This window comes from Amycolatopsis sp. NPDC045836 (assembly GCF_056431745.1).
This window is the reverse complement of the sequence record NZ_JBWKKF010000036.1, coordinates 30,833-49,220: the sequence shown is the minus strand read 5'-3', so window position 1 is coordinate 49,220 and position 18,388 is coordinate 30,833. Positions and strand designations below refer to the sequence as shown.

20 protein-coding genes and 2 pseudogenes are annotated in these 18,388 nt (G+C 69.9%); 16 read left to right on the top strand and 6 right to left on the bottom strand.

Annotation, left to right across the window (positions count from 1 at the left end):
• Positions 1–347 precede the first annotated feature (347 nt).
• Positions 348–1,126: pseudogene (locus AC07EG_RS38410) on the bottom strand (transposase family protein).
• A gap of 662 nt (positions 1,127–1,788) precedes the next feature.
• Between AC07EG_RS38410 and AC07EG_RS38405 the strand changes: the two are divergent.
• Positions 1,789–1,947 carry a hypothetical protein gene (locus AC07EG_RS38405; RefSeq protein ID WP_478258200.1) on the top strand — a complete coding sequence of 53 codons (159 nt, stop codon included), beginning with the start codon at positions 1,789–1,791 and terminating at the stop codon, positions 1,945–1,947.
• A 212-nt stretch (positions 1,948–2,159) separates the two neighbouring features.
• Here AC07EG_RS38405 and AC07EG_RS38400 read toward each other — a convergent pair whose 3' ends face one another.
• On the bottom strand, positions 2,160–2,426 hold the full coding sequence (locus tag AC07EG_RS38400) for a patatin-like phospholipase family protein (RefSeq protein ID WP_478258199.1): 267 nt from the start codon (positions 2,424–2,426) through the stop codon (positions 2,160–2,162).
• 89 nt (positions 2,427–2,515) lie between these two features.
• Between AC07EG_RS38400 and AC07EG_RS38395 the strand changes: the two genes are divergently transcribed.
• A complete protein-coding gene (locus AC07EG_RS38395) occupies positions 2,516–2,773 on the top strand; it encodes a hypothetical protein (protein WP_478258198.1) in 258 nt (85 codons plus the stop codon).
• A gap of 41 nt (positions 2,774–2,814) precedes the next feature.
• On the opposite strand, the gene AC07EG_RS38390 is transcribed toward AC07EG_RS38395, so the two are convergent.
• Positions 2,815–3,177 (bottom strand): hypothetical protein, encoded by a 363-nt coding sequence (locus tag AC07EG_RS38390; protein ID WP_478258197.1) that lies wholly within the window; start codon positions 3,175–3,177, stop codon positions 2,815–2,817.
• Positions 3,178–4,782: 1,605 nt separating this feature from the next.
• On the opposite strand from AC07EG_RS38390, the gene AC07EG_RS38385 reads away from it, so the two are divergent.
• From AC07EG_RS38385 to AC07EG_RS38350, 8 genes are all read left to right on the top strand, one after another.
• On the top strand, positions 4,783–4,908 hold the full coding sequence (locus AC07EG_RS38385) for a lasso RiPP family leader peptide-containing protein (RefSeq protein WP_478258196.1): 126 nt from the start codon (positions 4,783–4,785) through the stop codon (positions 4,906–4,908).
• Between the two features lie 131 nt (positions 4,909–5,039).
• Complete coding sequence (locus AC07EG_RS38380) at positions 5,040–6,758, top strand: asparagine synthase-related protein (protein ID WP_478258203.1); 1,719 nt, start codon at positions 5,040–5,042, stop codon at positions 6,756–6,758.
• Complete coding sequence (locus AC07EG_RS38375) at positions 6,736–6,996, top strand: lasso peptide biosynthesis PqqD family chaperone (RefSeq protein ID WP_478258195.1); 261 nt, start codon at positions 6,736–6,738, stop codon at positions 6,994–6,996. The genes AC07EG_RS38380 and AC07EG_RS38375 overlap by 23 nt, the downstream gene beginning before the upstream one ends.
• Positions 6,993–7,406, top strand: a complete 414-nt coding sequence (locus AC07EG_RS38370) for a lasso peptide biosynthesis B2 protein (protein WP_478258194.1) — start codon at positions 6,993–6,995, stop codon at positions 7,404–7,406. Before AC07EG_RS38375 ends, AC07EG_RS38370 begins: the two co-directional genes overlap by 4 nt.
• 2,540 nt (positions 7,407–9,946) lie before the next feature.
• Positions 9,947–10,171, top strand: a complete 225-nt coding sequence (locus tag AC07EG_RS38365; protein ID WP_478258193.1) for a hypothetical protein — start codon at positions 9,947–9,949, stop codon at positions 10,169–10,171.
• Positions 10,172–10,285: 114 nt separating this feature from the next.
• A complete protein-coding gene (locus tag AC07EG_RS38360) occupies positions 10,286–11,071 on the top strand; it encodes a thioredoxin family protein (RefSeq protein WP_478258192.1) in 786 nt (261 codons plus the stop codon).
• Positions 11,072–11,111: 40 nt separating this feature from the next.
• The gene (locus tag AC07EG_RS38355) at positions 11,112–11,543 is read left to right on the top strand and encodes a MerR family transcriptional regulator (RefSeq protein ID WP_478258191.1); all 432 of its coding nucleotides are present in this window, start codon (positions 11,112–11,114) and stop codon (positions 11,541–11,543) included.
• Between the two features lie 52 nt (positions 11,544–11,595).
• On the top strand, positions 11,596–11,928 hold the full coding sequence (locus AC07EG_RS38350; protein WP_478258202.1) for a YnfA family protein: 333 nt from the start codon (positions 11,596–11,598) through the stop codon (positions 11,926–11,928).
• A 15-nt stretch (positions 11,929–11,943) separates the two neighbouring features.
• Here AC07EG_RS38350 and AC07EG_RS38345 read toward each other — a convergent pair whose 3' ends face one another.
• Together AC07EG_RS38345 and cmtR are read right to left on the bottom strand one after the other, a co-directional pair.
• Complete coding sequence (locus tag AC07EG_RS38345) at positions 11,944–12,657, bottom strand: cation efflux transmembrane domain-containing protein (RefSeq protein WP_478258190.1); 714 nt, start codon at positions 12,655–12,657, stop codon at positions 11,944–11,946.
• Positions 12,654–13,013 carry a Cd(II)/Pb(II)-sensing metalloregulatory transcriptional regulator CmtR gene (gene cmtR / locus AC07EG_RS38340; protein WP_478258189.1) on the bottom strand — a complete coding sequence of 120 codons (360 nt, stop codon included), beginning with the start codon at positions 13,011–13,013 and terminating at the stop codon, positions 12,654–12,656. Before cmtR ends, AC07EG_RS38345 begins: the two co-directional genes overlap by 4 nt.
• A 118-nt stretch (positions 13,014–13,131) precedes the next feature.
• Here cmtR and AC07EG_RS38335 point away from each other — a divergent pair, with 118 nt between their 5' ends.
• Together AC07EG_RS38335 and AC07EG_RS38330 are read left to right on the top strand one after the other, a co-directional pair.
• On the top strand, positions 13,132–13,698 hold the full coding sequence (locus tag AC07EG_RS38335) for a methyltransferase family protein (RefSeq protein ID WP_478258188.1): 567 nt from the start codon (positions 13,132–13,134) through the stop codon (positions 13,696–13,698).
• 428 nt (positions 13,699–14,126) lie between these two features.
• Positions 14,127–14,504 carry a hypothetical protein gene (locus tag AC07EG_RS38330; protein ID WP_478258187.1) on the top strand — a complete coding sequence of 126 codons (378 nt, stop codon included), beginning with the start codon at positions 14,127–14,129 and terminating at the stop codon, positions 14,502–14,504.
• A 216-nt stretch (positions 14,505–14,720) separates the two neighbouring features.
• Here AC07EG_RS38330 and AC07EG_RS38325 read toward each other — a convergent pair whose 3' ends face one another.
• Positions 14,721–15,938 (bottom strand): serine hydrolase domain-containing protein, encoded by a 1,218-nt coding sequence (locus tag AC07EG_RS38325; RefSeq protein WP_478258186.1) that lies wholly within the window; start codon positions 15,936–15,938, stop codon positions 14,721–14,723.
• A gap of 104 nt (positions 15,939–16,042) precedes the next feature.
• Here AC07EG_RS38325 and AC07EG_RS38320 point away from each other — a divergent pair, with 104 nt between their 5' ends.
• The 4 genes and pseudogenes from AC07EG_RS38320 (at position 16,043) to AC07EG_RS38305 (ending at position 18,223) form a co-directional block, all read left to right on the top strand.
• Positions 16,043–16,615 carry a TetR/AcrR family transcriptional regulator gene (locus AC07EG_RS38320; protein ID WP_478258185.1) on the top strand — a complete coding sequence of 191 codons (573 nt, stop codon included), beginning with the start codon at positions 16,043–16,045 and terminating at the stop codon, positions 16,613–16,615.
• Between the two features lie 27 nt (positions 16,616–16,642).
• A pseudogene (locus tag AC07EG_RS38315) lies at positions 16,643–17,658 on the top strand (IS630 family transposase).
• A gap of 32 nt (positions 17,659–17,690) precedes the next feature.
• Positions 17,691–17,834, top strand: coding sequence for an NUDIX domain-containing protein (locus tag AC07EG_RS38310; RefSeq protein ID WP_478258184.1), 144 nt, complete (start codon positions 17,691–17,693; stop codon positions 17,832–17,834).
• 2 nt (positions 17,835–17,836) lie between these two features.
• Positions 17,837–18,223 carry an NUDIX hydrolase gene (locus tag AC07EG_RS38305; protein ID WP_478258183.1) on the top strand — a complete coding sequence of 129 codons (387 nt, stop codon included), beginning with the start codon at positions 17,837–17,839 and terminating at the stop codon, positions 18,221–18,223.
• Positions 18,224–18,388: the final 165 nt, after the last annotated feature.

Below are 18,388 nucleotides of genomic sequence, written 5' to 3'. Positions count from 1 at the left end.
TGCTCAGCGATGAGCTGGTGGGGCGCGTTCGGCAAGAAGCCGGGTCCGCCGATCCATGACGGCCTGGTCCAGCGCGACTTCACCACCACCGCGCCACAGATTCGCCTTGGCTGGTTCCCGTCCAGACGTTCACCGGGCCCTTGAAGGTTCCGGCGGAATGCCGGTTTCCACCGCTCCAGTATCTCAGGTCCGTGCAGTATCGACTTCTCCGCGACGTGGCGGGGCGAGGCGAGCACTACACGATCGTCGAGGACTCCTGACAGGTATTGTGCCGGGTGCCCAGCACGGTTGGTGCTAAAGGATGTCACGTAACTGGTCTTGTGGTTGGTGGTCGAGTGTCTTCCTGGTCAGCCGGTGAGGGCGAGGTTGTGGAGGTGGGCGATGGCGGAGACGGTGTCGCGCAGGGTGTGGGCGGCGCGGCGGTAGTCGCGCAGGATGGTTCAGTTCTTTATGCGGGCCAGGGCGTGTTCGGCACGGGCTCGGATCGACCGGTGGACGGTGTTGAGGTCCTCTTGCCAGTCTTCGAGCTCGCTGCCGTCGCAGGGTTTGCGGTAGGGCATGATCACGCCTTCGTTGCCTTGGTAGCCGCCGTCGGCCATCACCGGGCGTCCGGCCAGGGTGTCGGCGATGCCGGAGTTGCGGTAGACGGTGCAGTCGTTGCGGTTGCCCGGCTTCGGCTCGCCGGTGGCGATCACGAGGCGGGTGTCGGCGTCGATGGCCACCTGCAGATTGGTCGAATAGCGGTAGTTTTTCGAGCGGGCGGCCAGGCGGTGGTCGCGGGTCGGGACCAGCGTGCCGTCCACGATCGCCACCTGGTCGATCCGGCGGCGGCGCACCGGGGCCAGGTCAGCAGCGGGCCGACGGTGTCGATCACGCGGTGGGCCGCGGCAGGGGAGATGCCGAACAACGGCCCGAGCTGGCGCATGGTGAGGTTGGTGCGCCAGTAGGTGGCCACCAGCAGGACCCGGTCGGCCAAGTCCAGCCGCCACTGCCGTCCGGGGCGCCCGTCTGCGATCGCGTTGCCGCCGCGCTCGGCCACCACGCGCACCAACTTGCGGAACTGCCCTGGTTGCCAGCCGGTGAAGGGTGCGATCCACTCCGACCTGGACGCCGAGATTACCTGCACAGCCACATCATCCCAGCTAGTCGATCACCGAGTTACGTGACATCCCTTAGAGTCGGCCTTGCACACGATGGTGACTGACCCGATCGCCTGCCTGTCCGCCCCGGAGCAGGGTGCGCCAGCGCACGCACTGCGGGTACTGGCCGACAACACCGATCCGCGCGCCTGCTCGCCAGACGAGGACAGCGACTCGATCCGGACGCGCACGCGGGGCGACGGCCGATCTGCGGGAGCGAGCCGAGCACGAGCCGGTGGGCTGACACCGCTGCCGCGTCCACCTTGGGGCTGACCCGCGCCGGACGCCGAGGCCGCGCACGCCGACCCGGGAACCCGAGGTCCATGCCGGCCGAGTTCACCACTGATGCCGACGGCGTGGGTGGCTTCGGTCCGCTGTCGTGTCCGCGAACGGCGGATGAGCGCGGAGTAACCGAGATTTCACGATCGACTATGGAGGTGAGCGTGGTGCTGTCATGGCGTGTCCTGACCGGCGCGGTGCTGGCGGTAGCGGCCTTGCCCGCGAACGGTGCCGTGCACGAGCCCGCCTGCCGATGAACGCCGGACCACCGCGGTGGCGACCAAGCACGGCAGCGGGGAACAGCGCACCGACACCGATCCGCTGCGCGCGGTTCGCCAGGCTCGGCAGCGCACCGACCGCCAATAACGAGGTGCCTGCAGTCGCCGAGCAGTTGCGTACCGTTGTTCCGCCCGGCCCGTTCCAGACCAGCACGGCGCTCGACGCCGCGTTCACACAAGACCGGTGGCACGCCGACGCCTACCTGGACCCGGCGTCTGGCGTGCTGGTGCTGGTGGCGCAGGGCACGTAACCGGGCGGTCGCGTGTTGCGTGTGCGCACTCGCCATTCCTCAGCCTCCGTGGCGCGGACGGTCCTCTACCGGACGCGTCGTGGTTACGCGATGATGACCACTACGTCCAGCAAGGGGGACAGCATGGCGGCACGGGACGGCGCGGCGCGATCGCTGGCCGAGACCAGGGAACGCTTCCTGCGGTCGGGCGCGCAGCAGGTTGCGACGGCGGATCAGCGCCCGCGCGAAGGCCGGGCCGGTCCAGCCGTGCAACCCTTCCGGACGGCTGCTGAGCAGCCACGCCCGGAGATCGCGCCCGCCGACGAGCCGTACACCGCGTCGAACAGCGGCAGCAGCCCGAGTTCGCTGAGCGCCAGCGCCATGCCCGCCGAGACCGTGCCGCGCATGCCACCACCCTCGATGGCTCCCGGCAGGCTGCCCGCGGCCACCCGCTGCGCGAGCACCAACAGCAGCCGGTGTTCGTTGTTCCCGATCTCCACCCCGGACACCCCCTCCGCTGTCGACCTTGCTCTGCCCGGTATCGCGAAACGGGCCCTGCGGGCGGCGGTGGGCTGTTCCACTGTGCTCCATGACGAACGTGGTGATCGGCGTGCTCGGGCTCGTCGTGGCAGTGGGCTCGGCGACAGCGGCGCACCGGGTGCCACAGCGGTGGCTGCGCGCCCTGCTCAACCTCCTGGGGTTCGCCGGGTTCAGCGCCGCCGTGCAGTTCCTGCTGGCGGACCTCGTTCCAGCGGAGGTGATGGGCGGCGTCATCCTCGGCGTCATCGTGCTCGTGCTGGCGGTCGCCACGGTCCTCGGCATCCGCAAGTCCAGAAAGGACCGCTGAGGCGTCATTCCCAGCGCCACAGCGAAGGCGGGCGGCCGCCCTTAGGCAGGGCGGCGGCGTGCTCGGCGGTCCGCCGCAGGCCGGGCAGCTGTTCCAGGGTACGCCCGAGGTTGGCCGGGTAGGGGCGGTCGCCGGTGAGGCTCGGTGGCGTCCAGCGCCTGCGCGGTGGTGAACCCGGTGCCCATCAACCCGGCGGTGAAGCCGCGGTCGCACCACAGCCGGTCCGCCAGCAGCGGGCGGCAGTCCGCCACGATCCGGTTGTGGTCGAACGCCAGCGCGCGTACCTCGTCCAGGCGGCACCACACCACGTCCGCACCGCCGCCGGGCACGGGTTCCGCCGTCGCCCACAACGCGATGGACAGCGTCGGCCGTCGTTCGCCGCGTTCACACAAGACCGGTGGCACGCCGACGCCTGTTCCTCAGCCTCCGTGGCGCGGACGGTCCTCTATCGGACGCGTCGTGGTTACGCGATGATGACCACTACGTCCAGCAAGGGGGGGCAGCATGGCGGCACGGGACGGCGCGGCCGAGACCAGGAACGCTTCCTGTCCACCGCCATCCGGGTGCTGGCCGGGCTGACCGTGCGCAACCTCGCCGTGGCCGCCGGCTCCTCCACCATCGGGGTCTACAGCCGCTTCGGCGGCCGGGCTCTGCCAGGAGTTCCGTTTTCGTGCCTGATCCCTTCAGCGGTTCCATTCGGGTGCCCGTGCTGCCGCCTGCCCCGCCTCCCACAGCTCACCCGGCACGTCTTTGGTATCCCAGCGCGATCTCACCGATGCCCAAGGACCGAGCCGAGACCCGCTGTTGCCCGATTCGGCGTGCCTGGCCAGCCGGGGTGGTCGGTGAAAAGCACTGTCACAGCAGTTCCTCGACGCGCCGCGCAACCGGGTCCCCACCCCAGATTGCTGCGGCCTGGTCGACGCTCGCGCCGACCTCCGCTGGTGCGGCGGCACCGATCACCGAGTACGGCCCGGTTCCCTCGTCACTGCCGGTCGGGGGTGCGTGCGAGGTGGAGTTCGACCACAGCGGGAAGCTGGGGGGCGAGCAGCACCCGAGCAGTCAGGTCGCCCGGTTCGACCCGGCCACCGGGCAGTTCACCGGCGTCCCCGCACCTACCGAGGGGCTGACGCCGACTCGGGCGCCTACTGCAGACGCTGCGTCTCAACCCCGCTGAATGTCCGACCCATCGATCCAGGCATCCGCGCTTGAATAGCTGTTCCCGATAGGACCGTAAGCGCACCAGCCATAGCGGTCAGTCCAGCAAGACATGCGGCTATCTTTTTCATTATTGCCCCACCTCCGTCACCTGGTGCAGTGAATCACAGGAAGGTAATTTGATGTCGGCGCACCCTCGGAGGTCGCGGCTAGCGGTGGCCGACCACCGCCAGAATGTCCGAGAAACGGATGGCCGTCCCGCCTGCGGCAGAATGGCGGCAGGTCACCCACGACATCGACCTATCGCGAAACGGGTCGCGCCAAGGTCCTGCTGGAGAGAGCTGTTCTGCCCCAGATCAAGACCGCAAGAACGCCGGTGAGCACCCCTCGGTCGCCTCGCCCTACCGCGCCCTGGCCGACAACACCGCCTGATCCAGGCCAGCGCACTGCGTCGGCGTTCCCGAGCGCGGCAGTGGTGGTCTCTGAACCGACGGAGCCGTCGCGGTCGGCGCGATGAGTGCGAGGTGGCGGCAGAAGGCCGGTGACGAACACCGGCCCGACGCCGCGTAAAACCCGATGATGATTCACATAAAGACTGCATGTTCGCAGAATCTGGCAGTGCTTTCGCAGGCAACTCGCGTTTGAACCCGGCCTGTGTAGCCGATACTGCGGTGGATTCGGATAGGTAGGTACTGCCGGGCTCTGGCTGGGCGGGCAGTCAGAGGGGCAGTGGTAGTTGCGGCAACTCGATGAGGTGTTCAGGCGGGCAGGTCGTTTGAGATCAACAGCGGAGGCGATCCTGGGGACGCAGTCGACCGGCTGCGAGATCCATTCACCTTCGAAAGGAATTCGTGATGAACGACGAGCAGATGCCTTCAACGCCGTACGAGCCGCCCGCTCTGGTGGAGTTGGGTGAGTTCAGCGAGGACACCCTGGGCACCGGGCGGTACGTGCCCGACATGATCGGCCTGATGTTCTAAGCGCAGCCATGATGCTCGGGCGTGGGTGGCTGGTGTTGCCCGATGCTCCGCGGACTCGTTCGTGGGGGTCGTGGCCGGCCGAGGTGCGCGGCGACGGGATGGTGCCGCACGCCTCGGGAAGGCCCTGGTTGGTGGGGTCGTGGGCGGCTGGTGACCTCACGCTCGCCCGGGCGGGCTCGACCGCGGTGGCGGTGATCGGCACCTCGCCGGTCACCGTCGCGCGGTTGACCGAGTGGGCGGCCCGGCTCAGGACGGTGCAGGACTGGGACCGGGTGGTGCGGCTGGTACCCGGGTCGGCGCACGTGGTGGCGAGCGTGGACGGCGTGGTACGCGTCCAGGGCACCCTCAGCGGGTTGCGGCAGGTGTTCCACACCCGCTACGACGGGCTCGTCGTGGCCGCTGATCGCCCCGACCTGCTGGCCACCCTGGCCGGGCACGGGGTGGATGAGGACATGCTGGCCACCCGCGTGGTGTGCGGGGGCCAGCTGCCGCCGCCGCTGGCGCACCGGCCGTTGTGGCGGGGGGTGCACGCGGTGGCGCCGGAGAACTACCTGCGCATCGCGGCGGACGGGGCCGACGCCAGGCAGGTGCGCCGCTGGACCCCGCCCACCCCGCGATTGCCGCTGGCCGCCGGTGCGCAGCAGGTGGGCGCGGCACTGACCGAGGCCGTGTCCCTGCGCCGGCCCGAGACGGGCCGGTGGGGCAGCGACCTGTCCGGGGGCATGGATTCGACCTCGCTGTGCTTCCTCGCCGCCCGTGCCGATCCCGGGTTGACGACGTTCCGCTGTGGTGAAGCGGAGGCGAGCAACGACGACGCGGTCTTCGCCACGCGCGCGGCGGCGGCCCTGCCGCACGCCGACCACGTCATCGCGCCCCCGCACGACCTGCCGGCCCTGTTCAGTGATCCCCGCCGCGCCGGCGCGGCGGAGACGCCGTACCGGTTCTCACGAACCCTGGCCCGCACCGCCCACACCGCCGGGCTGCTGGCAGCGCACGGGATCACGGTGCACCTGGCCGGGCACGGCGGCGACGAGGTGTTCTACGAAGCCCCGGCCTACCTGCACGACCTGGTGGCCACCCATCCCCGGCACGCGTGGCGCCAACTCCGCGGGTTCCGGGCCTTCGCGCGCTGGCCGTGGCCTGCCACCGTGCGAGCTCTGGCCGACCGCGGTGACCTGGCCACGTGGTGGCGGGCACAGGCCGATCAGCTCACCGCGCCACCGCCGCCCCGCTACTCCCCCACCTGCCTGTCCTGGGGACCACCGCTGCGCGCGCCGGCGTGGGCCACCGCCGACGCGATCGACGCCGCCCGCCGGGTGCTGCGGGACACCGCCGAGCACAGCCGGCCGCTGGCCCCGCAACGCGGCCAGCACGCCACCCTCTCGGTGATCACCACCAGCGGGCCCGCCTACCGCCAGCTCGCCGGGGTGTTCGCCCACGCCGGGGTGAGCCTGGAAATGCCCTACTTCGACGACCGGGTCATCGACGCCGCGCTCGCGGTACACCCCCACGAGCGGCGCTCTCCGTGGCGCTACCGGCCGCTGCACGCCGAAGCCCTGCGCGGGGTCCTGCCCGCGGACATCGCCGAGCGGACCACCAAGGGCGAGTTCGGCCAGGACCTGCGCGACGGGCTCGCCGCGAGCCTGCCCGCGGTCCTGCACCTCGTCGCCGACTCCACCCTCGCCGCCACCGGGCTGATCGATGCCCGCAGGCTGCGCGCCGACCTGCTCGCCCCGCACGTCGACCACACCACCATCTTCGCACTCGAAGATCTCCTCGGGTGCGAAAGCTGGCTCAACACCACCACCACAAGCCCCGGGAAGAACCATGAACCTGCGCCTGCGCCCTGAGGTGTCCACCACCGGTACCGACCACGGCACCGTGCTGCTCGACGAACGCAGCGGCCGCTACTGGCAGCTCAACCCCACCGGCACGCACATCCTGGACGCGCTGCTCGCCGGCCGGACGATCGAGCAGATCGCCGCCGACGTCGCCACGCGGTACCACCTGTCCCCCGGGCAGGCCCACACCGACGTCACCGCCCTCGCCGGCCAACTCCGCGAGGCGAACCTGGTGGTGACCCCGTGACCGTTCCCGTCGCCCTCGAACGCCGCACCGGCCTGCCGCTGCACCGGCGTGTGCTACCCCTGCTCGCCGTCACCGCCGCCAGGCCACTGGCCCGGCTGCGCCCCCACCGCCTGCGCACCATCCTCGAAACCGCCCGCCGCGGCGCCCGGCCCGCCACCGCCGCACAAGCCGCCGCCGCCCGCGCCGCCGTCGTCTCGGTCAGCCTGCGCTGCGCGGGGAAGGGGTGCCTGCAGCGCTCCATCGCCACCGCCCTGCTCTGCCGCGCCCGCGGCACCTGGCCCACCTGGTGCACCGGCGTGCGCACCCACCCCTTCGCCGCCCACGCCTGGGTCCAGGTCGACGGCGAACCCATCGGCGAACCGCACCCCGCCGGCCACTACAAAACCCTCCTGACCATCGGGCCCAGCTGAGCCGGGGAAGTCAACGGCCGCTCGCAGATTCACGTAATTTGTCCGATGACCTCCAGGTCACTGGAGGTTTCTGCAGTACTGCCCGCCGGGAAGGCTGCAAGTTCGCCGATTCTGGAAAGTGGCGGGCGCCGGAACCTGACCGTGAAACCGCCCGAACTCGCCGCGCGTGCCCGACACCATCCCTCTGTTCGACGGCTGGCATTCCGGGCTGCACCCGTGGGAGTGGACAGGCTCCCCGAAGGGGCAGTGAGGGCTGGCCCGGGATTGCCGGGCGCTGCCGCAGCGGGTGCACGTCATCGACGCCAGCGCGATGGCCGAGCGGCTACGCGAGCTGCTCGGCACCGGCGTGGTCCCCGACTACCATGCGCAGTTCCAGGCGAACTTCAGCACCTGCTGCTTCTCGTCGCACAACAGCTTCTACGGGGCTGGTTCCTTTCTCCACATCCGTCACCACCCTGATTTGACCCGTTGGTGTGCTGGAAGTGGTGGGCGAAGCAGCGAGCGGTCAGCGGCCAGTACAACTCTGCCTACGGAAAGCAAAAGGCACCGCTGCCCCGCCCCGGGCTCAGCGGTGGACAGCCTGCGCAGAAACGAAGAGCCGAATCTGGCAGCCAGGCAACAACCACAACATATTGTACCTGATAGCACCAGAGGACACTATATGTGGGCCGTAGCGGTCTAGGCTAAGCGTGACCGTACCCGCGGAGAAGGGGGTGCAATGAGGGGCTCAACACACGCCACCCTTGAGGCATGTGCGCGTCCGCGCCCCGCTATGTACTCCCTGGGCACCAAGCAGGCGTTTCACCCCACAGACATTGATCACCACTTTCTGCGATCAAGCAGGTCGACCCGAAAGGCCGCCCTAGAGCGAAAGGGGTGGCGGCAATGCAGATGCGGTTGCCTTCGCCTGAGAAGAAGAACGGATCGGCCCTGCAGTCCAGATGGCATACACGGCGTGGCGCTGGTTACGGGACCTGTAGCACGGGTTGTGTAGCCCCCACTGGTGACGTCGTCGCCTGCCTTCAGCACCAACTGAGGGCGTCACGGCGGCGTCGCAAGGTGATGTCGTGCGGCCGACCTTAACCCCTTGCCGGGGGTTTTCGAGCTCCGGGGCTCGAATCACCCTCGCGAGTCCTCCCCCGCGCCTGGCGGGAGCTGACGGAGATCCATCGGCGTGCTCATTCCCTCCAGCCTGCTGCCCCGCGCCCGCCTGGTGGTCGGGAAAGCGCGCGGGTAGGCAGCGCTCGGGTCCGGGCCGGGCTTGCCGCGGGATCGCAGGCTGTGCCACGCGATCACGTGCATCTCGGATTCGCCCTGCGGCTCGCCGCGCACGAGCACCACCAGGGCGCGCGCTCCAGCGAGTTGAAACCCCGCAAGACCTCGGCTCCGGCCGCCCGCAACGCCTGGACGAACTCGCCCGCAGGCAGCGGGGCGAACGCCCCACTCGTGCTCAGCAGTGAGTCGTCCTCGCAGGTACCCGGGTGGCCATGGCGGTCTGATCGCCGTGTGCGGCCATCCCCCGTGCTTCCGGAGTGGTCACTTCGAATTCTGCTGCAGGTCGGCCACGAGCTGGACCCACGCCACGCGATAACGCTCGGCGCCGTCGACGCCGGCGGCTTGCCGCAAGGCGCGTTCCGCCTACGCGGGCGAGGCACCCAGCACCCGGTCGGCAGCGACCCGGAACTCCGGCTCGCTGCCCACCTCAGGCAGCAGCGGATTGCTGTTGTCGTCCTTCTCGCGATCTCTCGTCACACGGGCGGATTACCCGCGTGGTGGCACCGCACACCCTCGGGGCCGGGCACGAGCACTACTGGGCCGCCCGTCGGCGGACGGCTCGCTGCGGTATCCCGTGCCCGCCGACGCCGCAAGCTCCCCAACTGCCACGGTGACCGGGGCGTGTTGTCATGCCGCCGTGGGCGGTGAGGAGGGTCGCTGCCCACGGGTGAATCGGCCGTACGGTGCCGCCCACAGGTCATCGGGAATCCAGGCGGGTGGCGCGATCTCGGCGGCCGGGGTGGGCAGCTGCTGCGGGGTGCGCCGGCGGTGCCATCCGGCGAGCAGGGCGGCCGGTTCGAGTTCGCCGCACTGACCCGCGGTGTCACACCTGGCTCACCGTGGCGCCGACCTCGTCCGGGGGACGCACAGAAGGTGGTCGTTGTGGCACGGGCAGTGTTCCGACCTGCGCTCACCTCGGTTGCGATCCGCATTGGACACGACGGTGGCAGGAGGAGGGCCTGGGTGGTCACGCGCGGCAGCGAAGTACCGGCAGCGGTGCCGCCGAAGCTGGCCGAGGACGCCCGCACCCCGCCGTCCGGGGTGGACTGGGTGTTCGAGTGGAAGTGGGACGGCTGGCGCGTCTGCATGGCGGTTGCGGCGGACTTTCCCGAGCTGGCCGGCGTGCTGCGCGACGCGCTGGGCGGGCAGGCCGCGGTGCTCGACGGGGAGATCGTCGCGCTCAACGCACACGCCCGCTCCGAATTCGGCCGCCTGCAGCGCCGCCGCACCAGCACCGCATCGCCCGGCTCGCCCAGACGATCCCGGTGCAGTTCTTCGCCTTCGACCTGCTCCAGCTCGGCGACGAGGACCTGCTGGGCGCACCGTTCGAGCAGCCCCGCGCCCAGCTCGACGACCTGGCCCTCGTCCCCGGCGGCAAGATCATGATCCCGCCGTTCTACGCCGACGCCGACCCGGCCGACATGCTCAGGCCGCGAAGGAGACCGGGCTCGAAGGAGTCTTGGAGCCACGGGGTGCCGCTGACCGGTTGACCGCTCGTTTGCTGGGGCGTCGCGTTCGGCCTCGCTGTCTACGGCCGCCCGGTGTGCGCTGTCCGACCGATGACGCACGTCACCTTGCAGTCGGTACCTGGGTACAGGTTTAGCGTGGGTGCGTCGGTTCAGAGCGGTGTGTGTCCGGAGGTGCTGAGAATGTCGGCAACAGTTACAGAAGCCGAGTTCGACGAGGTGGTGGGGTCGGCGCAGCTGCCGGTGGTGCTCGAGTTCTACGCGACCTGGTGCGGGAATTGCCGACGGATCGCTGCGGAACTGGAGGCGCTGGCCGGTGAGTTCGAGCGGCGGGTGCGGTTTGTGAGGGTCAACGCGGACGAGGCTGCGAAGCTGGCGTCCCGGTTCGGCGTGACGTCGACGCCGACGTTGTTCGTGCTCGCCGGCGGGCAGCAGGTGGCGTCGGTGGTGGGCGCCCAGCCCGCGCCGGTGCTGCGCGGGCTGTTCGAGACTGCGGCTCAGCCGGGTACCGCGGTGCGCTCGAATCGGGAGGCTGCCGCGCCGGGGTGCGGATGTGGTCCGGCGTGCGAGACGACCTCGGCTGGGAGCGACCTCGGCTGGACGCCGGTGGAAGCGTGCACGCTGCCGACTGCGGAGCGCCCGATGCGGATGGCGCAGTTCGAGAGCCTGTTCAGCGGGTCGCTGATCGCTCAGCGGCGCGAGAGCGCGCGGTGGCTGCGGCTGCGGCTATCCGGTGGTGCTGATGTCGAGGCCGCGGCGCGGGAACTGACGGCGCGCGAGGCGGAGTGCTGCTCCTTCTTCGACTTCGGCGTGCAGCGCGAGGGCGCGGACGTGGTGCTGGATGTACGGGTGCCGCAGGACAAGGTCATGGTGCTCGACGGAATGGCCGCGCAGGCTGAAGCCGCGCGAGCAGCTCGGGCGTGAGTGCGAGCCGGCGGAGGAGCGGATCAGGGAGTGGGAGCGGATGAGGTCGGGTGAGCTGGCCGCGGCGGCCGGGGTGAATGTGCAGACTCTGCGGTACTACGAGCGCCGCGGCCTGCTGCCCGAGCCGGATCGTTCCCCGGGAGGGCATCGAAACTATGGCCAGGACGCGGTGGCGTTGCTGCGGATCGTCAAGGCCGCGCAGCGCCTCGGGTTCACCCTCGATGAGGTCGCCGAGCTCATCGACACGGGCCGCCGGCGGCATCCGACCCCGGATTTGCAGCAGCGGGCGCAGACCAAGCTGGTCGAGGTGGAGACCCGGATCGAGGACCTGGCCCGGATCCGGGACGGGTTGCGGCAGGTCCTCGACGCGCGCTGCACCAGCCTGATCCACTGCACCTGCCCGGAAGGATCTCTGCCCTACACCGCGCTCGCCGGCCTCGTGCCGGGCGATGGTGGTCGCGCTGCAGGCTGAGACGATCTCAGCGGGCCGCCGCGCCGGTGGCTGGCTTTCCCCGGAGGTGCTCGTGCTCGTTCTGCGTTCGACCCTGCTGTTCGTCCTGGCCGCCATCGCCGAGATCGGCGGGGCGTGGCTGGTGTGGCAGGGCGTGCGGGAACACCGCGGCTGGCTGTGGATCGGCGCCGGAGTGATCGCGCTCGGCCTGTACGGCTTCGTCGCGACCCTGCAGCCGGACGCCCAGTTCGGCCGCATCCTCGCCGCTTACGGTGGTGTGTTCGTTGCCGGCTCGCTGGCCTGGGGCATGGTGGCCGATGGCTACCGGCCCGACCGGTTCGACGTCATCGGCGCACTGATCTGCCTCGCCGGAGTCGCGGTCATCATGTACGCCCCGCGCGGCTGAGCGGCCGGGTTCTTCTCAGCAGCAGTGGTCGCCGCGCCAGGCTTCGCGGCCTTCCTTGACGGCGACGGCGGCGATGACGAGGGCGACGATCGGATCGGCCCAGTACCAGCCGAACAGGCTGTTGAGGAGCAGCCCGACGAGCAGGACACCGGAGAGATAGGTGCAGAGCAGGGTCTGCTTGGAGTCGGCGACGGCGCTGGCGGAGCCGAGTTCGCGTCCGGCGCGGCGCTGGGCGTAGGACAGGAACGGCATGACCAGTAGCGAGACCGAGGCGAGCACGATGCCGGCGGTGGAGTGCTCGGCGGGATCGGCACCGAACAAGGCACGCACGGATTCGACGGTCACGTAAGCAGCGAGCGCGAAGAACGACACGGCGATGACCTTGAGCGCGGTGCGTTCGCGGGCTTCGGGGTCTGTGCCGGAGAACTGCCAGGCGACCGCGGTGGCGGAGGCGACCTCGATGACCGAGTCCAGGCCGAAGCCGATCAGCGCGGTGGAGGAGGCGATCGTCCCGGCGGAGATCGCGACGATGGCTTCGATGACGTTGTAGGTGATGGTCGCCGCGACGAACCACCGCACCCGTCGCGAAAGGACCGCGCGCCGTTGCGAGGTCACCGGTGGCGCGGCCGTGGCGCCGGACGGTGCGCAGCAGCCCTCCGCGCAGCCACCACCGGCTGGTGCGGTGGTCGTCGTGAGCGGGGGTTCGCGGCTGCCGGTGTTCTCGCTCATCGGATCGTCCTGGTGCTGATCGTGGGGGTGACGGTGGGTTCGTCGCCGAGGCAGGGCTCGTCGGTGTCGACCGCGAGCACGACCTGCACGAGTTCGCGCAGGGCGCGGGCGAGGTGGGCGTCGGCGAGTGCGTAGCGGACCTGGCGTCCTTCGTAGGTGGCCACGACCAAGCCGCAGCCACGCAGGCAGGCCAGGTGGTTGGACACGTTGGACCGGCTCAGGCGCAGTTGGCCGGCCAGTTGGCCGGGGTAGCTCACGCCGTCGAGCAGGGCGACCAGGATTTTGCAACGGGTGGGGTCCGCGAGGGCCCGGCCGAGCCGGGCGAGGGCGGCACCGCGCGTTTCACACGTCAGCACAGCCAGAACAGTACATCGCACGCTGATATAACAGCAAGCAGTGAAATATCTGGTGGGCTGACGGACGGGGGTGGAAGCGATGGCTGTGGCCGCTGTGGTGGCGTATGGGGTGTATCTAGTGCTGGCTTTCGGAGTGCGCAGCTGGCAGCAGTACCGGCGCACCGGTGATGTCGGGTTCCGGGGTGTGCGCGGGCGACCGGGTTCGCTGCAGTGGTGGGGCGGGGCGCTGTTCGTGCTCGCGCTCGTGCTCGGCTTGGTCGCGCCGGTACTGCAGCTGACTGGCGTGGTGGCGCCGTGGCCGGCGCTGGACGTGGTGGTGGTGCACGTCGCGGGGCTGGTGCTGGCGGTGGCCGGGGTTGCCGGGACGCTGGCCGCGCAGCAGAGCATGGGCGCGTCCTGGCGCATCGGTGTCGACCAGGCCGAGACGACCGGGCTGGTCACCACGGGCATGTTCGGCTGGGCCCGTAATCCGGTGTTCACCGCGATGATCGCCGCCGCGTCCGGTATCACCGCGCTGGCCCCGAACCTCGTCGCGATCACCGGGTTCGCCGCGCTGCTCGCGGCCATCGAAATCCAGGTTCGCGCGGTGGAAGAGCCCTACCTGCTGGCCACGCACGGTGCGGCCTACCGCGACTACGCCGCCCGCACTGGCCGGTTCCTGCCCGGAATGGGACGCCTGGGGTGAACCCCGCGGCCGGGCACGGGGTGCAGGTGGCGACGACGTCAGGGGTGCAGGCCCCGCCCGGTGAGGTCGAGCCGTACCCGGTGCACCTTCGGGCGCAGGCGGCTGGTGAACGTGGCGACGGAGGCTCGACCACCAGGTCGAGCTGCACCGGCCGCACCCGGTCTGGCCGCGGCCGAACACGCCGGCGGAGACCCGCTGAGCGGGTTCGCCGGTCAGCCTCACCTGTTCGCCGACCTGCGTCGCCATCGCGGGTGGGATGGGCTGGCACAGCCCGATCGTGCGCAGCTGGCCGGTGTCGTCGGGCCGGGGCCAGCACCAGCTCGGCAGGCCGGTCCGCGGCCCCGGTCACACCCACCACGACTGCGTCGAGGACGGTCATCCGGCGCACCTTCGCCCACGACCCGGTCCGTCCGGTCCGGTAGGGCGAGGTGAGCAGCTTCGCGACTGCCCCCTCGATCCCGACCTGGCTGACCTGCGGGTTCATCCACGTCATCGCGTCGGTGGGGTCCGTGGTGCTCGGCACCAGCTGCAGCGGCGGCTCGACGCCGGCGAAGAGCTGTTCCAGCCGGTTCGGGCGGTCGCGATACGGCTTCGCGCGGTGGTCGCGGCGCGGAGGCCAGCGCACCGAAGTCCAGGCGGCCCTGCTTGAGGGCCACGATCTCACCGTCGAGCACGACGTCGCCCAGCCGCGCACCGCATTCGACGATCTCCGGGCACCGGGGGGCGAGGTCGGGCTCCCGGCGGAACTGCACCACGCCCTGCGCGGTGAAGAGCACGGCGCGCCGCCGTCGAATTTCGGCTCATAGGCCCACTCGCGATCCGGCCGGCAGGTGGGCAGGTCCCGCATCGGCCGGGCCAGCGGCAGCTCCGCGGCGAGCTCACTGTTCGAGCCACCCTCGGCGCACCGCAACACGATCCGAGATCTCAACGCCAGCGTCTGCGCCTCATCGTCGGACAAGGTCAACTCGGGCAGCTGTTCGGTTCGACATGCCGAACCCTGCAACTGCACTCGAATCAACGACTCAGGACACCAGGGTGTGTGCGGCGGGGTTGCGACCGCTGCCGAGGCAGTCGTAGACCTTCTCCACCAGAGTGGACACTCGGAGATCGTTGCCTTCCAGCAGTTCGGACGCCCGGTTGGGCACGTACCCGAAGGAAAGGCCGTTGGCGGGGTCGGCGAACGCGAACGATCCGCTCGCCCCGCCGTGGCCGTAAGCTCCGTGCGGGAGGGCGCCGGGGACGAGCGGGCCGCCGGGCACCATGAACCCGAGTCCCCAGTCGGTGTGGATGTTCAATACTCGATCGGTTCCGCTCGAGGCCACCGTGCCCGCTTGCCTGGCGAGTTCGTCGCCGAACAGCCGGATGCCGTCGACCTCGCCGATCGTGGCGCCGAACAGCTTGGCCAGGCCCGCCGCGCTGGCGCAGCCGTCCGTTGACGGCGCTTCCACCAGGGAGAACTTGGGGTCGCCCGCTGATTCCCAGCCAATCTGGAAGCTCCCGTACATGGCCCGGAAGGTCAGCGACGTGGGGTCGTTGAGTCCTTCGTAGAGCCCGGCCATCTCCGGCACCTCGCTGCCGAGCGCCACCTCTTCGACGTTGGTCGGCAACACCAGCCTGGCCAGCCTCGGCAGCTCGCTTTCGGGAAGGCCGATGTAGCAGTCGAGGCCGAGTGGCTTCGCGATCTCCTCGGCGAAGTACCGGCCGGCGGTCGCCCCCGTGACCTGCCGGATGACCGCGCTGAGCAGGTGGCCGAAGGTCACCCCGTGATAGCCGTGCGCGGTGCCCGGTTCCCATTGCGGGGTGGCGGACGCGATCGCGTCGAACACCGGGGTGCCCGCGACGAGGCTCTGGTAGGTCACCGGGGCGTGCTCGAGCGACACCACCCCGGAACGGTGGGTGAGCACCATCCGCAGGGTGATGTCCTCCTTGCCCTGACCGCTGAACTCGGGCCAGTAGCTGGCGACGGGCCGGTCGAGGTCGAGGTCACCGTGCTCGACCAGTTTCAGGGCGGAGATCGTGGCCATTGACTTGGTCGTCGACGCGATGGTCGCGACGGTGTCCTGCCGCCACGGCGCGCCGTTGCCCGGGTCGGCAAGACCGCCCCAGAGATCGACGACCAGGTGGCCGTTGTGTCGCACCGCGACCGCGGCGCCGACTTCACCACGCGACGTGAAGTTGTGCTCGAAGAGTTCGCGTACCGGCTCGAACCTCGGCTCGACCGAGCCGTTGACGTCCACCATGACCCCACCTTTCACCTACCTATCGGTCGGTAGGGAAGGTACCCGACCTATCGGTCGGTAGGCAACCGAGGTACCGTAGGGCTCGACAAGGAGGGGAACTCTCGATGAGCACGCAGGAGACAGAGTCGACGCGGGAGCGGATTCTGCTCACGGCGCGGGAGATGTTCAGCGCGCGGACCTACCGGGCCACGTCCATGCGGGAGATAGCCGAACGGGTCGGCATCACCAAACCCTCGCTCTACCACCACTTCCGCAGCAAGACCGAGATCCTGGACAGCCTGGTCAGTGCGCCGATCGACGAACTCGCCGCCGCCGTCGAGGCCGCGGCCGACGGCTCCGACCTCGGCGAGATCCGGACCAGAGTGCTGCGCGGATGTGTGGAAGTCATGGTCACCCACCGCGAGGTGATGGCGTTGCTGCTGCGGGACGCGTCGGTGTACACCGACCAGACAACGCAGGTCGTTTCCCGGACGCTGGACATCGTGGCGCGGGCGACCGAACTGCTCGCCGGTCCCGGCGCCGACTGGCGCGACCGGCTCAGAGCAACGCAGGCTTTCGCCGCCGCTACCGACCCGATCGCCCACTTTCCCGACCCGCCGGAGGCCGAACTCCGGGCTGAACTGCTCGCCGGCGCGAGCGCGATTCTCGGCCTGGACCTTCAGCAGGCGAGAGCCTAGTGTCCTGAGTCGTTGATTCGAGTGCGGCTGCCGAATCCGAAGCTGCCCGAGTTGACCTTGTCCGACGATGAGGCGCAGACGCTGCGGGAGTGGGTGCGGCGGCGGAAGACGGCTCAGGCGCTGGCGTTGAGATCTCGGATCGTGTTTCGGTGCGCCGAGGGTGGCTCGAACAGTGAACTCGCCGCGGAGCTGGGGATCGGTCGCGCGATGGTCGCGAAGTGTCGTTCCCGGTTCGTGATTGATCGGCTCGGCGGGCTGCTCGACGAGCCGCGTCCTGGGCGCCCGCGCACGATCACCGATGAGCAGGTCGAGGCGGTGATCACCAAGACATTGGAGTCGGCGCCCCGCGAACGCCACGCACTGGTCGACCCGGTCGATGGCCGCGGAGTCGGGGGTTGCCCCAGACCGCGGTGACGCGGATCTGGAACGCGTTCGGTCTGCAGCCGCATCGGCGTCAGGCGTGGAAGCAGTCCCAGGATCCGCTGTGCGTGGACGAGAAGTCGCAGATCCAGGCGCTCCACCGCACCGCGCCGGTCCTTCCGATGCTGCCCGGCACGCCGCAGCGCGCACGACTACACCCGGCACGGCACCTCCAGTCGGTATGCGGCGCTGGACATCACCACTGGCAAGGTCATCGGCCGGTGGCACGCACGGCACCGCGCGATCGAGTTCAAGAAGTTCCTGATCGCCATCGACAAGGAAGTGCCCGCGGACTTGGCGGTGCACCTGGTGATGGACAACGTCTCGACTCACAAGACCCCGGCGATCAAGCGCTGGCTGGCCGCGCGCCCGCGGTTCACCGTGCACTTCACCCCGATTTCGAGTTCCTGGCTCAACCTCGTCGAACGCTGGTTCTGCGAGCTGACGACCAAGAAACCCAGGCGCGGCAGCCACACCAGCGTTCGTGTGCTCAACCGCGACATCCGCGCCTGGATCGAGACCTGGAACGACGAACACGGCCCTATGTCCGGACCAAGACCGCCGACCAGATCCTCGACTCCATCGCACGCTGCTGCACACGAATTGACAACTCAGGACACTAGGTCTGATCGAGCATCCTCGGCTGCGGCGCTGGATGATCGCAGGTGGCCATGTCGAACCGGGCGAGTCGCAGGTTGACGCCGCACTTCGCGAGGTCGAAGAGGAAACTGGCCGACGGGTTCGATTGGCGCGGCCCCCGGTCCAGCAGTCCCACCCGCGCTTGCGCGCACCGTGCTGACGATGCCGTGGTGGATCACCGAGCAGCCGGTGCCGCCGGATGCGCGCTGCGGGAATCGCCACGTACATGTCGATCACCAGTACGTCGCCCTCATCACCGATCCTGATGAGGTGATCCGGGAAGCGGAACACCCGTTTCGCTGGGCTGAGCGGGAGCAACTCGACGGCCTCACGATGTTTGCCGACACGCGGCTGCCCGGGGTCGGCTTGCTCGCGGTCGTGCCGTTGTTGAGCGCTGGCGACCTCGGTGCTGTCGGCCGACCCGAGCACCAGCCGGGCTGCAGAACCGGGCCACCAACCCAACCAGCGCGCACCTTCCCGGGCACGCCCACCGATCCCCTGGAGCCACCGAGGAATCCGACGACGCCGGGCGAGTGGGCGGCTCGCTGAACAGCTCACCACGACGGGGCCGAAACCAGGTTCACCGCGCGGCCACCCGGGGGCCGGAGCCGAGCAGGACGGGCACCGTCGAAGGGCCCATTCCCCGAACACTCAAAGTCACGCCCCCACCCCACCAGCCGAGCACGCCAAGGAGCCGAACTCGAGCGGGCCGGA